13 protein-coding genes and 1 riboswitch are annotated in these 15598 nt (G+C 69.3%); of the genes, 5 read left to right on the top strand and 8 right to left on the bottom strand.

Annotated elements, in window-relative coordinates:
- Positions 1-4 precede the first annotated feature (4 nt).
- Positions 5-1162 carry a response regulator transcription factor gene (locus L0977_RS09215; protein ID WP_234264568.1) on the bottom strand — a complete coding sequence of 386 codons (1158 nt, stop codon included), beginning with the start codon at positions 1160-1162 and terminating at the stop codon, positions 5-7.
- Positions 1163-1336: 174 nt separating this feature from the next.
- Between L0977_RS09215 and L0977_RS09210 the strand changes: the two genes are divergently transcribed.
- On the top strand, positions 1337-1822 hold the full coding sequence (locus tag L0977_RS09210; RefSeq protein ID WP_234264567.1) for a glutathione peroxidase: 486 nt from the start codon (positions 1337-1339) through the stop codon (positions 1820-1822).
- A 227-nt stretch (positions 1823-2049) separates the two neighbouring features.
- Here the strand turns inward: L0977_RS09210 and L0977_RS09205 are convergent, their stop codons facing one another.
- The 5 genes from L0977_RS09205 to L0977_RS09185 form a co-directional block, all read right to left on the bottom strand.
- Entirely contained in the window at positions 2050-2466 is a 417-nt protein-coding gene (locus L0977_RS09205; protein WP_234264566.1) for a DUF3597 domain-containing protein, read from the bottom strand.
- A 185-nt stretch (positions 2467-2651) separates the two neighbouring features.
- The gene (glcF, locus tag L0977_RS09200; RefSeq protein ID WP_234264565.1) at positions 2652-3884 is read right to left on the bottom strand and encodes a glycolate oxidase subunit GlcF; all 1233 of its coding nucleotides are present in this window, start codon (positions 3882-3884) and stop codon (positions 2652-2654) included.
- 3 nt (positions 3885-3887) lie between these two features.
- Positions 3888-5027: a glycolate oxidase subunit GlcE gene (gene glcE, locus L0977_RS09195; protein WP_234264564.1), complete on the bottom strand. Its 1140-nt coding sequence runs from the start codon at positions 5025-5027 to the stop codon at positions 3888-3890.
- A 210-nt stretch (positions 5028-5237) separates the two neighbouring features.
- Positions 5238-6626, bottom strand: coding sequence for an ammonium transporter (locus L0977_RS09190; RefSeq protein WP_234264563.1), 1389 nt, complete (start codon positions 6624-6626; stop codon positions 5238-5240).
- 33 nt (positions 6627-6659) lie between these two features.
- Complete coding sequence (locus L0977_RS09185) at positions 6660-6998, bottom strand: P-II family nitrogen regulator (protein ID WP_234264562.1); 339 nt, start codon at positions 6996-6998, stop codon at positions 6660-6662.
- A 394-nt stretch (positions 6999-7392) separates the two neighbouring features.
- On the opposite strand from L0977_RS09185, the gene L0977_RS09180 reads away from it, so the two are divergent.
- The 4 genes from L0977_RS09180 (at position 7393) to L0977_RS09165 (ending at position 11645) form a co-directional block, all read left to right on the top strand.
- A complete protein-coding gene (locus tag L0977_RS09180; RefSeq protein WP_234264561.1) occupies positions 7393-8940 on the top strand; it encodes a YifB family Mg chelatase-like AAA ATPase in 1548 nt (515 codons plus the stop codon).
- 121 nt (positions 8941-9061) lie between these two features.
- The gene (locus L0977_RS09175) at positions 9062-9667 is read left to right on the top strand and encodes a response regulator transcription factor (RefSeq protein WP_234264560.1); all 606 of its coding nucleotides are present in this window, start codon (positions 9062-9064) and stop codon (positions 9665-9667) included.
- 8 nt (positions 9668-9675) lie between these two features.
- A complete protein-coding gene (locus tag L0977_RS09170) occupies positions 9676-11022 on the top strand; it encodes a sensor histidine kinase (RefSeq protein WP_234264559.1) in 1347 nt (448 codons plus the stop codon).
- A 107-nt stretch (positions 11023-11129) separates the two neighbouring features.
- Positions 11130-11645 (top strand): hypothetical protein, encoded by a 516-nt coding sequence (locus L0977_RS09165; protein WP_234264558.1) that lies wholly within the window; start codon positions 11130-11132, stop codon positions 11643-11645.
- A gap of 19 nt (positions 11646-11664) precedes the next feature.
- Here L0977_RS09165 and L0977_RS09160 read toward each other — a convergent pair whose 3' ends face one another.
- A complete protein-coding gene (locus L0977_RS09160) occupies positions 11665-12705 on the bottom strand; it encodes a hypothetical protein (RefSeq protein ID WP_234264557.1) in 1041 nt (346 codons plus the stop codon).
- A gap of 11 nt (positions 12706-12716) precedes the next feature.
- Entirely contained in the window at positions 12717-15452 is a 2736-nt protein-coding gene (gene metH / locus L0977_RS09155) for a methionine synthase (RefSeq protein ID WP_234264556.1), read from the bottom strand.
- 25 nt (positions 15453-15477) lie between these two features.
- Positions 15478-15597, bottom strand: a riboswitch (S-adenosyl-L-homocysteine riboswitch).
- Position 15598 lies beyond the last annotated feature (1 nt).

The following is a 15598-nucleotide window of genomic DNA, read 5'->3' as shown; positions in this document are numbered from 1 at the left end:
GCGCTCAGAAACTCACGTTGGTCGGCTCGAACGCGTGCAGGTTGATCAGCCGGTGCGCGGCCAGGGTGCGGTACAGCTCGGCTTCGGTGACCGAGCGCGAGTAATACGCGTCGGCGCCGGCCAGCCCGGCCTTGATGCGCTCCATGCTGCCGGCACTGGGCGCGAACATCACCACCACCGGCGCCTGGCCATTGGGCAGGCGCACCTGCTTGGCCTGCCGGCAGACCTGGAAGCCGTCGGGATCGCGCGACATGCGGTCGACGATCACCAGCCGGTACGGGTGGGCCTTGAGCATGGCCAGCGCCTGCGACCCTTCGCGCGACCAGTCGACCGACAGGCCGTAGCGGGCAAAACGCTTGAAGAGGATACGACCTTCGACCAGGCTTTCGGCCACCAGCAGCGCGTCCCCGCGCTGCACCTCGGGCACCGCCGGCGCGCGCGAGCGCGTGGACCGCGCCTTTGGCCGCACCGACAGGGGTGCGGGCAGGTCTTCCAGCCCCCCGAAGTCGGTGAGCCGCACCACCCCCGGGCGCTCGCCGCGCGGGGCGGCAGCCCGGGGGGCCGGTGCGGCCACGGGTGCCGGCGGGGGCGCAGGGGGGGCCGCGGGCGGCGCGGCCACGCGCTCCTCGGCAGCCGCGCGCCGCAACGGCCGCGTGGGCGGAAATTCGCTGTCGGCCGAGCGGCGTCGCGACGTTCTGACCGCGGGCACCATGGGGGCCGTAGCCGCCGTGACCTGGCCGCCACGCTGCATGCTGACATCCAGCCCCTGCAACAGGGAAGCGTGGAACGGCTCGGTGGCCGCAAAGCCTTGGGCGGCCACCGGCGCCTGTTCCCGCGGGGCGGCCGCCCCGCGGCGCACACCGGTCAGGGCGTCCAGCGCCGCGAGCACCGACACCAGCCGCACCGGCTTGCGCTGCAGCGGCCAGCCCGTGCCGCCGTCGTGATGGCCCACCAGCAGGACCTTGCCCGGCAGTTCGGCGTAACGCACCAGGTGCAGGGCTTGGGCGTTGTCGGCGTTGACGACCAGGATCTGGGCGTCCAACACCTCGTCCTGGACCCGGTAGGCCGGCGGGCGCCGCGCCGCCATGCGAAAAAACGAATCGAAGGTGGCCGATTCGGCTTCAGAGAAACCGACCAAGGCGACCGAATAAGCGCTGCCCATGTTCCTGCCCGGGAATGTGTACGTTGGAATTAACTTTTCGCAGTATGCCCGGATTGCCCGGCCTGCACACGCCCGGTGGGCGCGGCCGGCCGGGCATGTCCGATTTCACACACGGGCGTTCCCGCTCTGCCATAGTGCTTGTCCGCCGTTTCATTTTTCCGGACAGGAATGCCCATGGCCACCGACCTCTACGCCTTCGAAACCCTTTCCATCGAGGGGCAGACCGTCCCGCTGGACCGCTACCGGGGCCAGGTGCTGCTGATCGTCAACACCGCCAGCGCCTGCGGCTTCACGCCCCAGTTCGCCGGCCTGGAAAAACTGCACCAGACCTACGGCGAACGCGGTCTGGTGGTGCTGGGTTTTCCATGCAACCAGTTCGGCCACCAGGACCCGGGCAGCAACGCCGAAATCGGCGCCTTCTGCCAGCGCAATTACGGGGTGAGCTTTCCGATGATGAGCAAGATCGACGTCAACGGCGCCGATGCCCACCCGCTGTACCGCTGGCTGACGGCCGAAGCGCCCGGGCTGCTGGGCAGCAAGGCCATTAAATGGAACTTCACCAAGTTCCTGGTCGGCAAGGACGGCCGCGTGGTCCGGCGCTACGCGCCCCAGGACGCGCCCGAGAAGCTGGCCAAGGACATCGAGGCCGCGCTGGCCTGAGCCGGCGCGCTCAGTGCAGGCCTTCGGGACGCAGCAGATCGGCCAGCGTGCCGCCCCATGAGCGCAGCGTAAAAGCGCATCGCACGGGCCATGTCGGCGACGGGAATTTCAAACCAGTTGCGGGCGTGTGCCATGGAATCTCCGGAAGGGTGTTGAACAGGCTTTGCAGTCTGCGCCCACCCTGCTGACAGCGTTTTGGCAGCGGCTGTCAGCGGTCCGGCACCGGCTTACAGCAGCTCGGCGGGAATGTTGCCGCCGTTGGCAGCGATGTGGCCGAGCACCTGCTTGTGCAGCCACATGTTCATCTTGGCCGAATCGCCCATCAGTTCGTCGGGGCAGTACAGCTCCTTGGCCAGTTCCTTGCGCGCAGCCAGGCTGCTGTCCAGGCCCAGCAGCTTGAGCAGGTCGACGATGGAGGTCTTCCAGTTGAGCTTTTCGGGGTGCTTGGCCGCCTTGTCGGTCAGCAGGGCCATCACGTCGACCATGGCAATGGGGTTGACCACGGGGGCTGCAGGCGCGGCCGGGGCAGCCGGTGCTGCAGCGGGAGCCGGGGCTGGAGCGGCGGCAGCCGGCGGGATGATGACGGGGGCAGCGGCCGCTTCCTTCATGCCCAGTTTTTCGAGAATGTTGCTGAAGAAACCCATGCTGGTGCTCCTGTGGCGTCGGGTGGCAAAAGGTCCGGACCGGACGCGAACGGCCTCGGCCCGCCAGCATAACCCCGGGTGTGTCACCACCGCGTGACAGGCGCCCTCCGGCCACCGAGCCAGCGGCCGGCCGTGAGGCAGTACCGCTGACTGTGCCCTGCGCGCGACGCCGGACGCCGCCCCACTCAGGCGGCCAGCGCGTCGTCCAGCAGCTCGATCCAGTGCCGCACCGGCGTGGCCGTGCCACTTTGCAGGTGGGTGATGCAGCCGATGTTGGCGCTGGCGATCACGGCCGGTTGCAGCTCGTTCAGGTGTCCGAGCTTGCGGTCGCGCAGTTGGTAGGCCAGTTCGGGGTTGAGCACCGAGTAGGTGCCCGCCGAGCCGCAGCACAGGTGCGATTCGTTGCGCGCCACCTGCACCGTGAAGCCGAGCGCCGCCAGGTGGGTCTCGACACCCCCCTTGAGCTTCTGCCCGTGCTGCAGCGTGCAGGGCGGGTGGAAGCCGATCACTTTGTTCGCCTCGGGCTTCTGGGCCAGCTTGGGTTGCAGCACCGGCACCAGCGCGGGCAGCAGCTCGCTGAGGTCTTTCGTCAGTGCGCTGATGCGCGCGGCCTTGGCGGCGTACGCCGGGTCGTGCTGCAGGATGTGGCCGTATTCCTTGACCGTGACACCGCAGCCGGACGCGTTCATCACGATCGCCTCCACGCCCGCTTCGACATGCGGCCACCAGGCGTCGATGTTGGCGCGCATCTGCGCCGTGCCACCATCCTGGTCGTTCAGGTGGAACTTCACCGCGCCGCAGCAGCCGGCCTCGGGCGCGACCACGGTCTGGATGCCGGCGGCGTCGAGCACGCGCGCGGTGGCGCTGTTGATGTTGGGCATCATGGCCGGCTGCACGCAGCCCGCGAGCATCAGCACCTGGCGCGCGTGGGTGGCGGTGGGCCAGCGGCCAGCGTCCTGCTTCGCGGGCACCTTGTTCTTCAGCGTCTCGGGCAGCAGACCGCGCACCAGTTGGCCCAGTTTCATGGCGGGGCCGAAGGCCGGCGAAGTCAGGCCTTCCTTGAGCAGCCAGCGCACCGCCTTCTCGGTGGCCGGGCGCGGCACCTTGGCGTCCACCACCTTGCGGCCGATGTCGACCAGGCGGCCGTAATCGACGCCGCTGGGACAGGTGCTCTCGCAATTGCGGCAGGTCAGGCAGCGGTCCAGGTGCTGCTGGGTGGCGCGCGTGGGCTGCGCGCCCTCAAACACCTGCTTCATCAGGTAGATGCGGCCGCGCGGGCCGTCCAGCTCGTCGCCAAGCAGTTGGTAGGTCGGGCAGGTGGCGGTGCAGAAACCGCAGTGCACGCACTTGCGCAGGATGGCCTCGGCGGCCAGGCCATCGGCCGTGCCTTGGAATTCGGGGGCGAGGTTGGTTTGCATGACTCAGCCCATCCGGCCAGGGTTGAACAGGCCCTTCGGGTCGAAGGCGGCGCGCAGGCGTTGCGTGATGGCCTGCAGCGCCGGGCTTTCGGCGCTGAAGCGGCGCACACCGGGCGCACCGTCGGCCCCGGCCCGGAACAGGGTGGCGTGCCCCTGCACCGCAGCAGCCGCAGCGCGGATCTGGTCGGCGGCCGAGGCCGGCGCCCACAGCCAGCGCTGCGTGCCCTGCCACTCGATCAGTGGGGCAAACGGCAGGTCCAGCACCGGCGCGGTCTGCGGCAGCGACAGGCGCCACAGGCACAGCTCGGGCGAGGGCGCCGTGAAGAATGGCAGGGTCTGGTCGCGGCAGGCCGCCCAGTCCGGCCCGGCCTGGGCGTTGTCCATGCGCTGGCCGCCGGCTTCGCGGGTCATCCGCTCGCAGGCCGACTCGACCGCCGCCACCGCACCACGCAGCCGCACGAACAGCAGTTCGGGCGCATCGGGTGCGGTGCCGTCCTTCACCCAGCACGAAGCGTTCAAGGGCAACGGCTGCCCGCCCCAGCGGTGCAGCTGCTCCAGCGCGTCGTGCTGGCCGAGCGGGAACACCAGCGTGGCCTCGGCCGGCGCGACCGGCAGCACCTTGAGCGACAGGTGGGTGATCACGCCCAGCGTGCCCAGAGAGCCGGCGAGCACGCGGCTGATGTCGTAGCCGGCCACGTTTTTCATGACCTGGCCGCCGAAGGTCAGCCATTCGCCCTTGCCGTTGATGAACTGTGCCCCCAGCACGAAGTCGCGCACGCCGCCCACGGTGGCGCGCGCCGGACCGGCCAGGCCCGCCGCCACCACACCCCCGATGGTGGCGCCCGTACCCGAACCGGACACGAAGTGCGGCGGATCGAAAGGCAGGTGCTGCCCCTGTTCGGCCAACGCGGCCTCGACTTCGGCCAGCGGGGTACCGGCGCGCACGGTGATCACCAGTTCACTCGGTTCGTGGCTGACGATGCCGCACCAGTCGCGGGTGCTCAGGGGCTCTGCCGAAACGGGTTCGCCATAGAAGGCTTTGGTCTGGCCACCGGTGATGCGCAGCGGCTGCGCTGCCGCGGCTGCGGCCCGGACGCGCTCGATCAGGGCCTGGGGTTCTTCGTTCGTGGGGCTGTCTCGCATGGGCGCCATGGTAGCGAGCCCCCTGGGACATGCCGTTGAATTTTTTGCATGAAACCCTGCAAACGGGCACAGCCCGGCGCCGCGGGCCACGCCCCAGAAAAAACCCCGCGTGCCTTGCGGCAACGCGGGGTGAACATCCAAAGGAGACTCTCAAAAATGCGTGGCAGCTTCAGGCCAGGCCGGCATGCTGCCCGCCACGCGGGGGACGACTCAACGGTTGTAGGCCGTTTCGCCGTGCGAACTGATGTCCAGACCTTCGCGTTCCTGTTCTTCGGTCACACGCAGGCCGATGGTCAGGTCAGCGATCTTGTAGGCGATGAAGGCCACGACGGCAGACCAGCCGATGGTGAACAGCACGCTCTTGACCTGGATCCACACTTGGGCGCCGATGGCGAAGTCGTCGCCCATGGTGCCGCCCAGGCCGGGTGCAGCGAACACGCCGGTCAGGATGGCACCCAGGATGCCGCCCACGCCGTGGACACCGAACACGTCGAACGAGTCGTCGGCCTTGAGCATGCTCTTCAGACCGGTCACGCCCCACAGGCAGATCACACCGGCCAGCAGACCCATGACGATGGAGCCCATCGGGCCGACGAAGCCAGCAGCCGGGGTGATGGCCACCAGGCCAGCGACGGCACCGGAAGCGGCACCCAGCATCGAAGCCTTGCCCTTGATCAGGCCTTCAGCAGCGATCCAGCTCAGGGTGGCAGCGGCGGTGGCGAGCACGGTGTTGATGAAGGCCAGGCCTGCACCACCGTTGGCGGCACCGGCGGAACCGGCGTTGAAACCGAACCAGCCCACCCACAGCAGGGAAGCACCCACCATGGTCAGCGTCAGGCTGTGAGGCGCCATGGATTCCTTGCCGTAGCCGATGCGCTTGCCCAGGACGTAGGCACCCACCAGACCCGCGATACCGGCGTTGATGTGCACCACGGTGCCGCCAGCGAAGTCCAGCGCGCCATCGGCAGCCAGCAGACCGCCGCCCCACACGATGTGGGCCATCGGCACGTAGGAGAAGGTGAACCACAGCACGGCGAACAGCAGCACGGCGGAGAACTTGATGCGCTCGGCGAAGGAGCCGACGATCAGCGCCACGGTGATGGCGGCGAAGGTGCCCTGGAAGGAGATGAACACGTATTCGGGGATCGTCGACAGCGCGCCAAAGGTGTCGGGGGTCACGCCGCTCAGGAAGAGCTTGCTGAAATCACCAAAGAACTTGCCCTCGCCCGAGAACGCCAGGCTGTAGCCGTAGATGGCCCACAGCAGGCTGATCAGGGAGAAGATGACGAACACCTGCATCAGCACCGACAGCATGTTCTTGGAGCGGGTCAGACCGCCGTAGAACAGGGCCAGGCCCGGGATGGTCATCAGGATGACCAGCAGGGTGGAGGTCAGCATCCAGGCGGTGTCGCCGGAATCGACCTTGGGCGCTTCTTCCGCAGCAGCCGGGGCTTCGGCGGCCGGCGCGGCTTCGGCAGCAGCGGCCGGGGCGGCGGCTTCGGCAGCCGGGGCGGTTTCGGTGGCGGTCTGGGCGACGGCGTTGAGGCCGCCGAAAGCCAGACCCAGTCCCAACATCAGGGTTGCAAGGAATTTTTTCATGTCCGTGATCTTTCTTGTGTCAGGGAGATGCGATCAGAGCGCTTCCTTGCCGGTTTCACCGGTGCGGATGCGGACCACCTGTTCGAGCGAGGAAACGAAAATCTTCCCGTCGCCGATCTTGCCGGTGCGGGCCGCGCCTTCGATCGCCTCGATCACGCGCTCGACGAGGGCGTCGTCAACAGCGGCTTCGATCTTGACCTTGGGCAGGAAGTCCACCACGTACTCCGCGCCGCGGTACAGCTCGGTATGGCCTTTCTGACGGCCAAAGCCTTTGACTTCGGTCACGGTGATGCCTTGCACGCCAATACCGGAGAGTGCTTCGCGCACCTCGTCCAGCTTGAACGGCTTGATGATGGCTGAAACCATTTTCATGCTGTGTTTCCTCTTCGACAGGAGGTTGTCAGGGCCCGGGGGCCGACATCGGGTGAAACGCATGGCACTGGCCGGAAAGCGCAGTGCCCTCTTTGGATGCAGACTGTGGCCCCGGGTACGCCGGGCCGCGAATCCATCGCCTTCAGCCCCAAGCAGGGAACGTGCCAGCCGGGAGTTCCCTGGCCTGCAAAGAAAGTCACATTTCGGGCATCGGCCGACCCGCGCGGGCCACGCATCCGCGTTTCAAGCCTTAAGTTCGCCCTCAGGTGCCCCGGTGCCGCGCGCTGCAGACGCGCAACCCGTGTGGCACCTGAAAAAGCACCAAAATCGTGCAATTCATGCCGGGAAAGGCCCACCCACCTTCTGGCCAGAATGCACCAAAACAGGGAGTTCTATGGGTCTGTCACTGGTTCACAGCCGTGCGCTGCACGGCTTGCATGCCCGCCCCGTGCAGGTCGAGGTGCATCTGGCCAACGGTCTGCCCAGCTTCACGCTGGTGGGCCTGGCCGACACCGAGGTCAAGGAGTCGCGCGAGCGCGTGCGCTCGGCACTGGCCAACGCGGGGCTGGAATTTCCGTCGAACAAGCGCATCACGGTCAACCTCGCGCCGGCCGACCTGCCCAAGGACTCGGGGCGCTTCGACCTGCCCGTGGCGCTGGGCATCCTGGCCGCCAGTGGCGTGATCGACGGCGAGCGCCTGCACGGCTGGGAATTCGCCGGCGAACTGTCACTGGGCGGTGAGTTGCGGCCGGTCCGCGGCGCCCTGGCCATGAGCCTGGCGGTGCACACCGCCGGGGACACCGCGCCGCGGCGCCTGGTGCTGCCGCCCGGCAGTGCTGAAGAAGCGGCCCTGGTGCCCGACGCACAGGTCTACCGGGCGCGGCATCTGCTGGACGTGGTGCGGCAGTTCCTGCCCGAACGGCCCGACGGCGAGGCCGGCCCGGCCGACGACAACGGCTGGGCCCGCGTGCACGCCGCGACGCCTGCCGCCGGCGTCGGCCTGCCCGATCTGGCCGACGTCAAAGGCCAGGTGGCCGCGCGCCGCGCGCTCGAAATCGCCGCCGCCGGCGGCCACAGCCTGCTGATGGTCGGCCCGCCCGGTTCGGGCAAGAGCATGCTGGCGCAGCGGCTGGCGGGCATCCTGCCGCCGATGGCCACGCACGAGGCGCTGGAATCGGCCGCCGTGGCGTCGCTGGCCGGGCGTTTCGCGCTCGACCAGTGGGGCCGGCGGCCGACCTGCAGCCCGCACCACAGTGCCAGCGCGGTGGCGCTGGTGGGCGGCGGCTCACCCCCGCGCCCCGGCGAAATCTCCCTGGCCCACCACGGGGTGCTGTTTCTCGACGAACTGCCCGAATTCCCGCGCGCCGCGCTCGAAGCCCTGCGCGAACCGCTCGAAACCGGGCACATCCGCATCTCGCGCGCGGCGATGCAAAGCGAGTTCCCGGCCCGTTTTTTACTGGTGGCAGCCATGAACCCCTGCCCCTGCGGCTACCTCGGCCACCCGACCCGGGCCTGCCGCGACACGCCCGACCAGATCACCCGCTATCAGGGGCGCCTGAGCGGCCCGCTGCTGGACCGCATCGACCTGCACGTGGAAGTGCCGGCCCTGCCGCCGGCCGAGCTGCTGCACAGCGCGCCCAGCGAAGACAGCGCCACCGTGCGCACGCGCGTGGTGGCGGCGCGCGCCCGTGCCGAGGCCCGGCAGGGCCAGCCCAACCAGCAACTGGCGGGGCGCGAACTCGACGGGCAATTGCAGGCCGACACCGCCGCGCGCCAGTTCCTGCACACGGCGGCCGCGCGGCTCGGCTGGAGTGCGCGCAGCATGCACCGCGTCTGGCGCGTGGCCCGCACCATCGCCGATCTGGCGGACAGCGACACGGTCGCGCCTGGCCACGTGGCCGAAGCGGTGCAGTACCGGCGCGCGCTGCGGTCGGGCGGCTGATCCCGCCGCCGTCCGCAGGGGCGGCGCGGGCAGCGTGGGAGGCGGCATACCCCCCAAATGGTGGGTGGTGCGCCAAAGCGAGCCCCAGCACCCACAATCCGGGATCGTCACACGTCCCGCCATGCACACCCCACCCCGCACCTCTCTGCTGGTCGTCGAAGACCACGCGATGCTGCGCGAGTCGCTGGTGGATTACCTGCGGGCCCACTGGCCGCACGTGACCGTGGCCGAAGCCGCCAGCCTCGCGCAGGCGCTCCAGGCGGTGCGGCCCCAGGCGCCCGACCTGATCCTGCTCGACCTGACCCTGCAGGACGCCAGCGGCTTCAGCGCGCTGTCGGCCATGCGCCGCGCCTGCCCCGCCAGCGCCATCGTGGTGCTCTCGGCGCTGAGCGACGACGGCGTGGCCCAGCACCTGCGGGAACAGGGTGCCGATGGTTTCGTCGCCAAATCCGGCCGGCGCGACGAACTGCTGCAGGCGCTCCTGCCCCTGCTGTACCGGCGCGCCGCGGCGCCGCTGGCGCGCCACACCGCCCCGATCCCCGCGGCGGCGGGTCTGACCCCGCGGCAACTGGTGGTGCTGCAGCAGATGCTGGAAGGCCGCTCCAACAAGGACATCGCGCAGCACACCGGCCTGTCGCACGGCACCGTGCGCAACCACGTCTCGGACGTGTTCACCGCCTTCGACGTGCACAGCCGCAGCCAGTTGCTGGCCCTGTTCCGCCGCTGAGCCCTGCCATGGCCGACGCGGATGCGCTGAGCGAACCGATCGAGACCGAACGGCTGCGGCGCTTCTTTGCGCAGAACGTGCGCTCGCTGCCGACCACGCTCTACCCCGCGCTGGCGATCTGGCTGTTTTTCTGGTGGGTCACCCGCACACCTGGGTGCTTCGCCTGGGCCGCGCTGATCCACGGCTGGCAGGCGCTGCGCATCCACGCCGGCACACGCCCCGAATACCAGCAGGCAGCGCTGGCCGATTTGCAGGCGGCCGAGCGGCGCGCCGTGGGCCACGTCGTCACCTTCGCCCTGCTCTGGGGCCTGGCGCCGTGGATGCTCATGCCCGAACAGGACCACGCCCAGCTCTCGGTGATGCTGCTGATGCTGGTCGGCGTGATGGCCGGATCGGCCAACGGCCTGGCCTTCTCGCTACGCGCCGGCCTGAGCTTCCAGGCCACGCTGGGTGGGCTGCTGATGGCCTGGCTGCTGTGGCAGCGCACACTGACCGACACCGTGCTGGCCGTCAGCACCGCGGTGTTCACCGGCACGCTGATGCTGATGTTCCGCAACCAGCAGCGCCACCTGGTGCAGCTCATCCGGGCGCGACTCGAACAGGCGGCCCAGGCCCGCACCCTGGCCGAGCAGAAAGCCGAACTCGAACGGCTGCACCAGGAACGCAGCCGCCTGTTCGCCACCGCCAGCCACGACCTGCGCCAGCCGGTGCAGGCGCTGAACCTGCAGGCCCAGACCCTGGCCCAGGCCCTCGACGGCCAGCCGCAGGCCGCCGCCGCGCGGCGCATCGGCGACGTGACGCAGTCGCTGAGCCAGACGCTCGACGCCATCCTGGACCTGCACCAGCTCGACCACGTGCCGGCACCCGCGCCGGGCGACCGCGTCGACGCCGAAGCCCTGCTGTTCGAAGCCGCCCAGCTGTGGCGCGACATCGCCGAACGGCGCGGCCTGTCGCTGCGCTTCCACAGCCTGCCTGGCGCCTTGCACGCTCCCCGCATCACGGTGCAGCGGATGCTCTACAACCTGATCGACAACGCGCTCAAGTACACCCGGCACGGCGGGGTGCTGGTGGCCGTGCGGCAGCGGCAGCGCGCCAGCGGCCCGGTGCTGCGGCTGGAGGTGTGGGACACCGGCCCCGGCATCGCCGCCGAACACCAGCCCCAGGTCTTCCAGGCCTTCTTCCGCGCCCCGGCACCGGCCGGTCAGGCGGCCGCGCCAGGACTGGGACTGGGCCTGAGCGCGGTGCAGCGTGTGTGCCGGCAGCTCGGCTGGCCGCTGGGCTTTCGCAGCCGGCCCGGCCGCGGTTCGGTGTTCTGGCTGGAGGTGCCGGCCGCGCAGCCACCCGACGGCGCGTGACGGCCCGTGTGGCCGCGCACAAGCAGCGCATGACAAATGTCACTGGTGCGCCGGCGCCGGGCTTTCTAGCATCGACTCCCATGTTCCACCCCCACGGGAGATGCCCCATGACGATCCGACACCAGCGAACCTGGCACCACGCGGGCCTGCTGGCCCTGACCCTCTCCCTGGCCGCCTGCGGCGACGGCAGCAGCGACAGCGATGCCAGCAGCGGCGGCGCGGGCGGCGCCAATCTGGTGGGCCTGTGGCAAGCCGACGCCAACGCCCTGCTCGCCGCCAACACCGCCAACGTGGGCACCCCGGGCGTCGACTGCTCGGGCCTGATGCAACTGCGCTTCGAGGCGGGCGACAGCTTCAACGTCGGCGGTGAGGTGGTCTGCACAGCCGGGGCGATGTCCGGCAACGGCACCCTCGTCACCACCGGCAACTACCGCACCAGCGGCGACCAGTTGACCCTCAGCAACGCCACCACCAGCGGCGGCATCACCCTGGGTGGCAGCACCCTGCCCATCAGCTTCGTGGGCAATGGCAGCGCCACCTACCGCATCAGCGGCAACACGCTGACGCTGACCTTCTCGGGCGGCAGCGCGGGCACCATCACCCAACAGTGGACACGCGGCTGAAAGCTGCGCGAAAAACCGCTCAGGGGCGCCCGGCGGGCTGCGGCAGGGGGCCGAAGAACGCATCGGCCAAGGCGTGTACCCGCACGCGGGCCTGCGCCGGGGTTTCCACCACCGGCGTGCTGGCCAGGGCCGCGTCGACGAAGCGCTGCGGGGCTTCGCGCAGGTGCAGGGCGGCCGAGAGCGACAGGGCCGCGTCGTCCCAGCGGATCAGCCGGCCCAGCGGCGCGTCGGGCGCCAGCCGCAGCGCCAGTTCACGCCGGGCCGCAAACAGCGCCTCGATCCGGGCCGGCGAATGCGTCCGGCTCCACAGCGCCAATTGCCGCTGTGGGTCGATGAACTGGTCGGGCAGGTAGAACCCGGTGTCGGGAATGCCGAGCAGCTGGCGCACCAGGTTGTAGCTGCGGTGGTCGCGCGCGGGTACCGGCCGCAACGGCGGCGCTCCCGCGGCCACCCAGGCATGGGCCACCAACTCCGAGCAGTACAGCGCCGACGGATCGTCGGCATCGAAGCGGGCGTCGAACGGCGTGCGCCGCGCGTACTGCTCGCGCACGTGTTGCAGCAGGCGGTCGGTGTCCACATCGGGCGGCGGCGCGTAAAGCCCGAATATCTGGCCCGAATCGACGTAGCGCTCGTAAGGAATGCGCTGCACGCCGCGCCCCTCGTGGCCGGTGGCCGGGCCCTGGTCCGTCAGGCTGAGGTTGGCGTTGGTGTCGTAGACGAACACGCCGTCGGGCTCGACCGCGATCAGGCCGATGTGGGTCCAGGGCATGAAGGGCTCACCGAAGAGGCCGACGAACAGGCCCGTGGCGCCCGGGTTGGACCACACCAGCACCAGACCCGAAACAAGCTGGCCCGGGTCCGGCGCACGGGCGAGGTGGGCGGCGTCGGGTGCGGCCATCGGCACGACCGGCGAAGGGGTGCGCAAGCGGTAGGGGTCGGGCCCTTGTGCCGGACCGGCCTGCAGTTCGGCGGCCAGGGGCGGCGGCAGCGTGGCACAACCGGTCAGGGCCAGGGCCAGGACCACCAGCCCCATCGCCCACGCCCCCAGCCTGCGCCGCACGGCGTGTGTCCTCAGAGGTTGGGGCCGAGCCAGCGCTTGAGCTCGGCCACGTCCACGCCGCTGCGCGCGGCCAGGTCCTCCACCTGATCGTCGCCGATCTTGCCGACGTTGAAATAGGTCGACGCCGGATGGGCGAGGTAGAAGCCGCTCACGCTGGCGGCCGGCGTCATGGCGAGGCTGTCGGTCAGCGCCATGCCGATCTCGCCAGCGGCCAGCAGCTCGAACATGCCACGCTTGACCGAGTGGTCGGGGCAGGCCGGGTAACCCGGCGCCGGGCGGATGCCGCGGTACTTTTCCTTGATCAGGTCTTCGTTGCTCAGGGCCTCGTCGGCCGCATAGCCCCACAGGTCCTTGCGCACGCGCTCGTGCATGCATTCGGCCATGGCCTCGGCCAGGCGGTCGGCCAGGGCCTTGAACAGGATGGCGTTGTAGTCATCATGAGCGTCGAGGAACTGCTTTTCCTTCTTCTCGGCGCCGATGCCGGCGGTGACCGCGAACACGCCCACGTAGTCGGCCGTGCCTTCTGGCGCCACGAAATCGGCCAGGCAGCGGCTGGGGCGCATCACGCCGTCGATGTCCTGCTTTTCGGTCTGCTGGCGCAGACCGTGCCAGGTCAGCACCGGCTGGCGGCGGGTTTCGTCGGCGTAGAGCGCGATGTCGTCGTGGTGGACGCGGTTGGCCGGGTACAGCCCGATCACCGCGTTGGCCGTCAGCCAGCGGCCGTCGATGATCTTTTTCAGCATGGCCTTGCCATCGGCGAGCACCTTCTTCGCCTGCTCGCCCACGATCTCGTCGTCGAGGATGGCGGGGTACGGACCGGCCAGGTCCCAGGTCTGGAAGAACGGCCCCCAGTCGATGTACCGGGCGGCTTCGGCCAGATCGAAGTTCTTGAACACCCGCCGGCCGATGAACTTGGGCGCGGGCGGCGTGTAGGTGCTGAAGTCCACCGGCGTGGCGTTGGCGCGCGCCTGCGCCAGCGGCCACAGCGGCACGGCCTTCTTGTTGGCGTGCTGCTGGCGCACCTTTTCGTAGTCGGCGTTGAGTTCGGCCAGGTACTGCACGCGGCCGTCACCGATCAGCCCCTGGGCCACGCTCACGCTGCGCGAGGCGTCGGGCACGTAGACCACCGGGCCGGCGTAGTGCGGCGCGATCTTCACCGCCGTGTGCACGCGGCTGGTGGTGGCGCCGCCGATCAGCAGCGGAATCTGTTTGTCGCGGAAATGCGGGTCCTTCTGCATCTCGGCCGCCACCACCTGCATCTCTTCCAGGCTGGGGGTGATCAGGCCAGAGAGGCCCACGATGTCGGCGCCCTCTTCCTTGGCCTTGGCCAGGATGTCCTGCCAGGGCACCATCACGCCCATGTTCACCACCTCGAAGTTGTTGCACTGCAGGACCACGGTGACGATGTTCTTGCCGATGTCGTGCACGTCGCCCTTGACGGTGGCGATCACGATCTTGCCCTTGCTGCGCACGTCGGCACCGGCCGCTTCGAGCTGGCGCTTTTCTTCTTCGATGTAGGGCAGCAGGTGGGCCACGGCCTGCTTCATCACGCGCGCGCTTTTCACCACCTGCGGCAGGAACATCTTGCCCTGGCCGAACAGGTCGCCGACCACGTTCATGCCGTCCATCAGCGGGCCTTCGATCACGGCCAGCGGGCGCCCGCCATCGGCCTGGATGAGCTGCCACATCTCTTCCGTGTCTTCGGTGATGTGTTCGTTGATGCCGCGCACCAGCGCGTGCGTCAGGCGTTCGCGGATCGGCAGCGCGCGCCATTCGTTTTTCTTGCTGTCGTCCTTGGCCGCGCCCTTGGCGCTCTCGGCGACCTCGACCAGGCGCTCGCCCGCATCGGGCCGGCGATTGAGCACCACGTCTTCCACGCGCTCGCGCAGCTCGGGCTCCAGCTCGTCGTACACGCCCACCATGCCGGCGTTGACGATGCCCATGTCCATGCCGGCCTGGATCGCGTGGTACAGGAACACGGTGTGGATCGCCTCGCGCACCGGGTCGTTGCCGCGGAAGCTGAACGACACGTTGGACACACCACCACTCACCTTGGCACCGGGCAGGTGCTGCTTGATCCAGCGCGTGGCCTCGATGAAGTCGACGGCGTAGTTGTTGTGCTCCTCGATGCCCGTGGCCACCGCGAAGATGTTGGGGTCGAAGATGATGTCTTCGGGCGCAAAGCCCACCTCGTCGACCAGCACGCGGTAGGCGCGCTCGCAGATCTGAATCTTGCGCGCGTAGGTGTCGGCCTGGCCCACTTCGTCAAACGCCATCACCACGGCAGCCGCGCCGTAGCGCTTGATTAGCCGCGCTTCGTGCTTGAACTTCTCCACCCCTTCCTTCATGGAGATGGAGTTGACGATGCCCTTGCCCTGCACGCACTGCAGGCCGGCCTCGATCACGCTCCACTTGGACGAGTCGATCATGATCGGCACGCGCGCGATGTCGGGCTCGCCAGCGATCAGGTTCAGGAAGCGCACCATGGCGGCCTGGCTGTCCAGCATGGCCTCGTCCATGTTGATGTCGATGATCTGCGCGCCGTTTTCCACCTGCTGGCGCGCCACCGCCAGCGCGTCCTCGTAGCGGCCTTCCAGGATCATGCGCGCGAACGCCTTGGAGCCGGTGACGTTGGTGCGCTCGCCCACGTTGACGAACAGGCTGCCCACGCCAATGAACAGCGGCTCCAGACCGGACAGCAGCATGGGACGAACGGAAGTGGGGGCAGGGGCGGTCACAACGGTCATGGGGCTCACCAGGGAAGACATCGGGAACTGGTGAGCGCCGTTGGAAACCGGTGGGGCCGGCGGGGCGGTGAACGCCCGGAACCTCAAGCCTGACGACCGCCTGCGCCAGCGGGTGGCGGGCAGCGCTGCAGCGCTCCTTGAGGAGC

The sequence above is a fragment of the Hydrogenophaga sp. NFH-34 genome (assembly GCF_021401345.1).
GTDB classification, from domain to species: Bacteria; Pseudomonadota; Gammaproteobacteria; order Burkholderiales; family Burkholderiaceae_C; genus Hydrogenophaga; species Hydrogenophaga electricum.
Note: the sequence above shows the minus strand (reverse complement) of the source record. Positions and strands in the feature narration are given on the sequence as shown.

Excerpts from the sequence above, each read along its gene's own strand:
- L0977_RS09190 (WP_234264563.1), bottom strand. The coding sequence starts at position 6,626 with ATGAAAAAATTCCTTGCAACCCTGATGTTGGGACTGGGTCTGGCTTTC.
- metH (WP_234264556.1), bottom strand. The coding sequence starts at position 15,452 with ATGACCGTTGTGACCGCCCCTGCCCCCACTTCCGTTCGTCCCATGCTG.
- L0977_RS09165 (WP_234264558.1), top strand. The coding sequence starts at position 11,130 with ATGACGATCCGACACCAGCGAACCTGGCACCACGCGGGCCTGCTGGCC.
- glcF (WP_234264565.1), bottom strand. The coding sequence starts at position 3,884 with ATGCAAACCAACCTCGCCCCCGAATTCCAAGGCACGGCCGATGGCCTG.
- L0977_RS09185 (WP_234264562.1), bottom strand. The coding sequence starts at position 6,998 with ATGAAAATGGTTTCAGCCATCATCAAGCCGTTCAAGCTGGACGAGGTG.
- L0977_RS09215 (WP_234264568.1), bottom strand. The coding sequence starts at position 1,162 with ATGGGCAGCGCTTATTCGGTCGCCTTGGTCGGTTTCTCTGAAGCCGAA.
- L0977_RS09205 (WP_234264566.1), bottom strand. The coding sequence starts at position 2,466 with ATGGGTTTCTTCAGCAACATTCTCGAAAAACTGGGCATGAAGGAAGCG.
- glcE (WP_234264564.1), bottom strand. The coding sequence starts at position 5,027 with ATGCGAGACAGCCCCACGAACGAAGAACCCCAGGCCCTGATCGAGCGC.
- L0977_RS09180 (WP_234264561.1), top strand. The coding sequence starts at position 7,393 with ATGGGTCTGTCACTGGTTCACAGCCGTGCGCTGCACGGCTTGCATGCC.
- L0977_RS09210 (WP_234264567.1), top strand. The coding sequence starts at position 1,337 with ATGGCCACCGACCTCTACGCCTTCGAAACCCTTTCCATCGAGGGGCAG.
- L0977_RS09170 (WP_234264559.1), top strand. The coding sequence starts at position 9,676 with ATGGCCGACGCGGATGCGCTGAGCGAACCGATCGAGACCGAACGGCTG.
- L0977_RS09175 (WP_234264560.1), top strand. The coding sequence starts at position 9,062 with ATGCACACCCCACCCCGCACCTCTCTGCTGGTCGTCGAAGACCACGCG.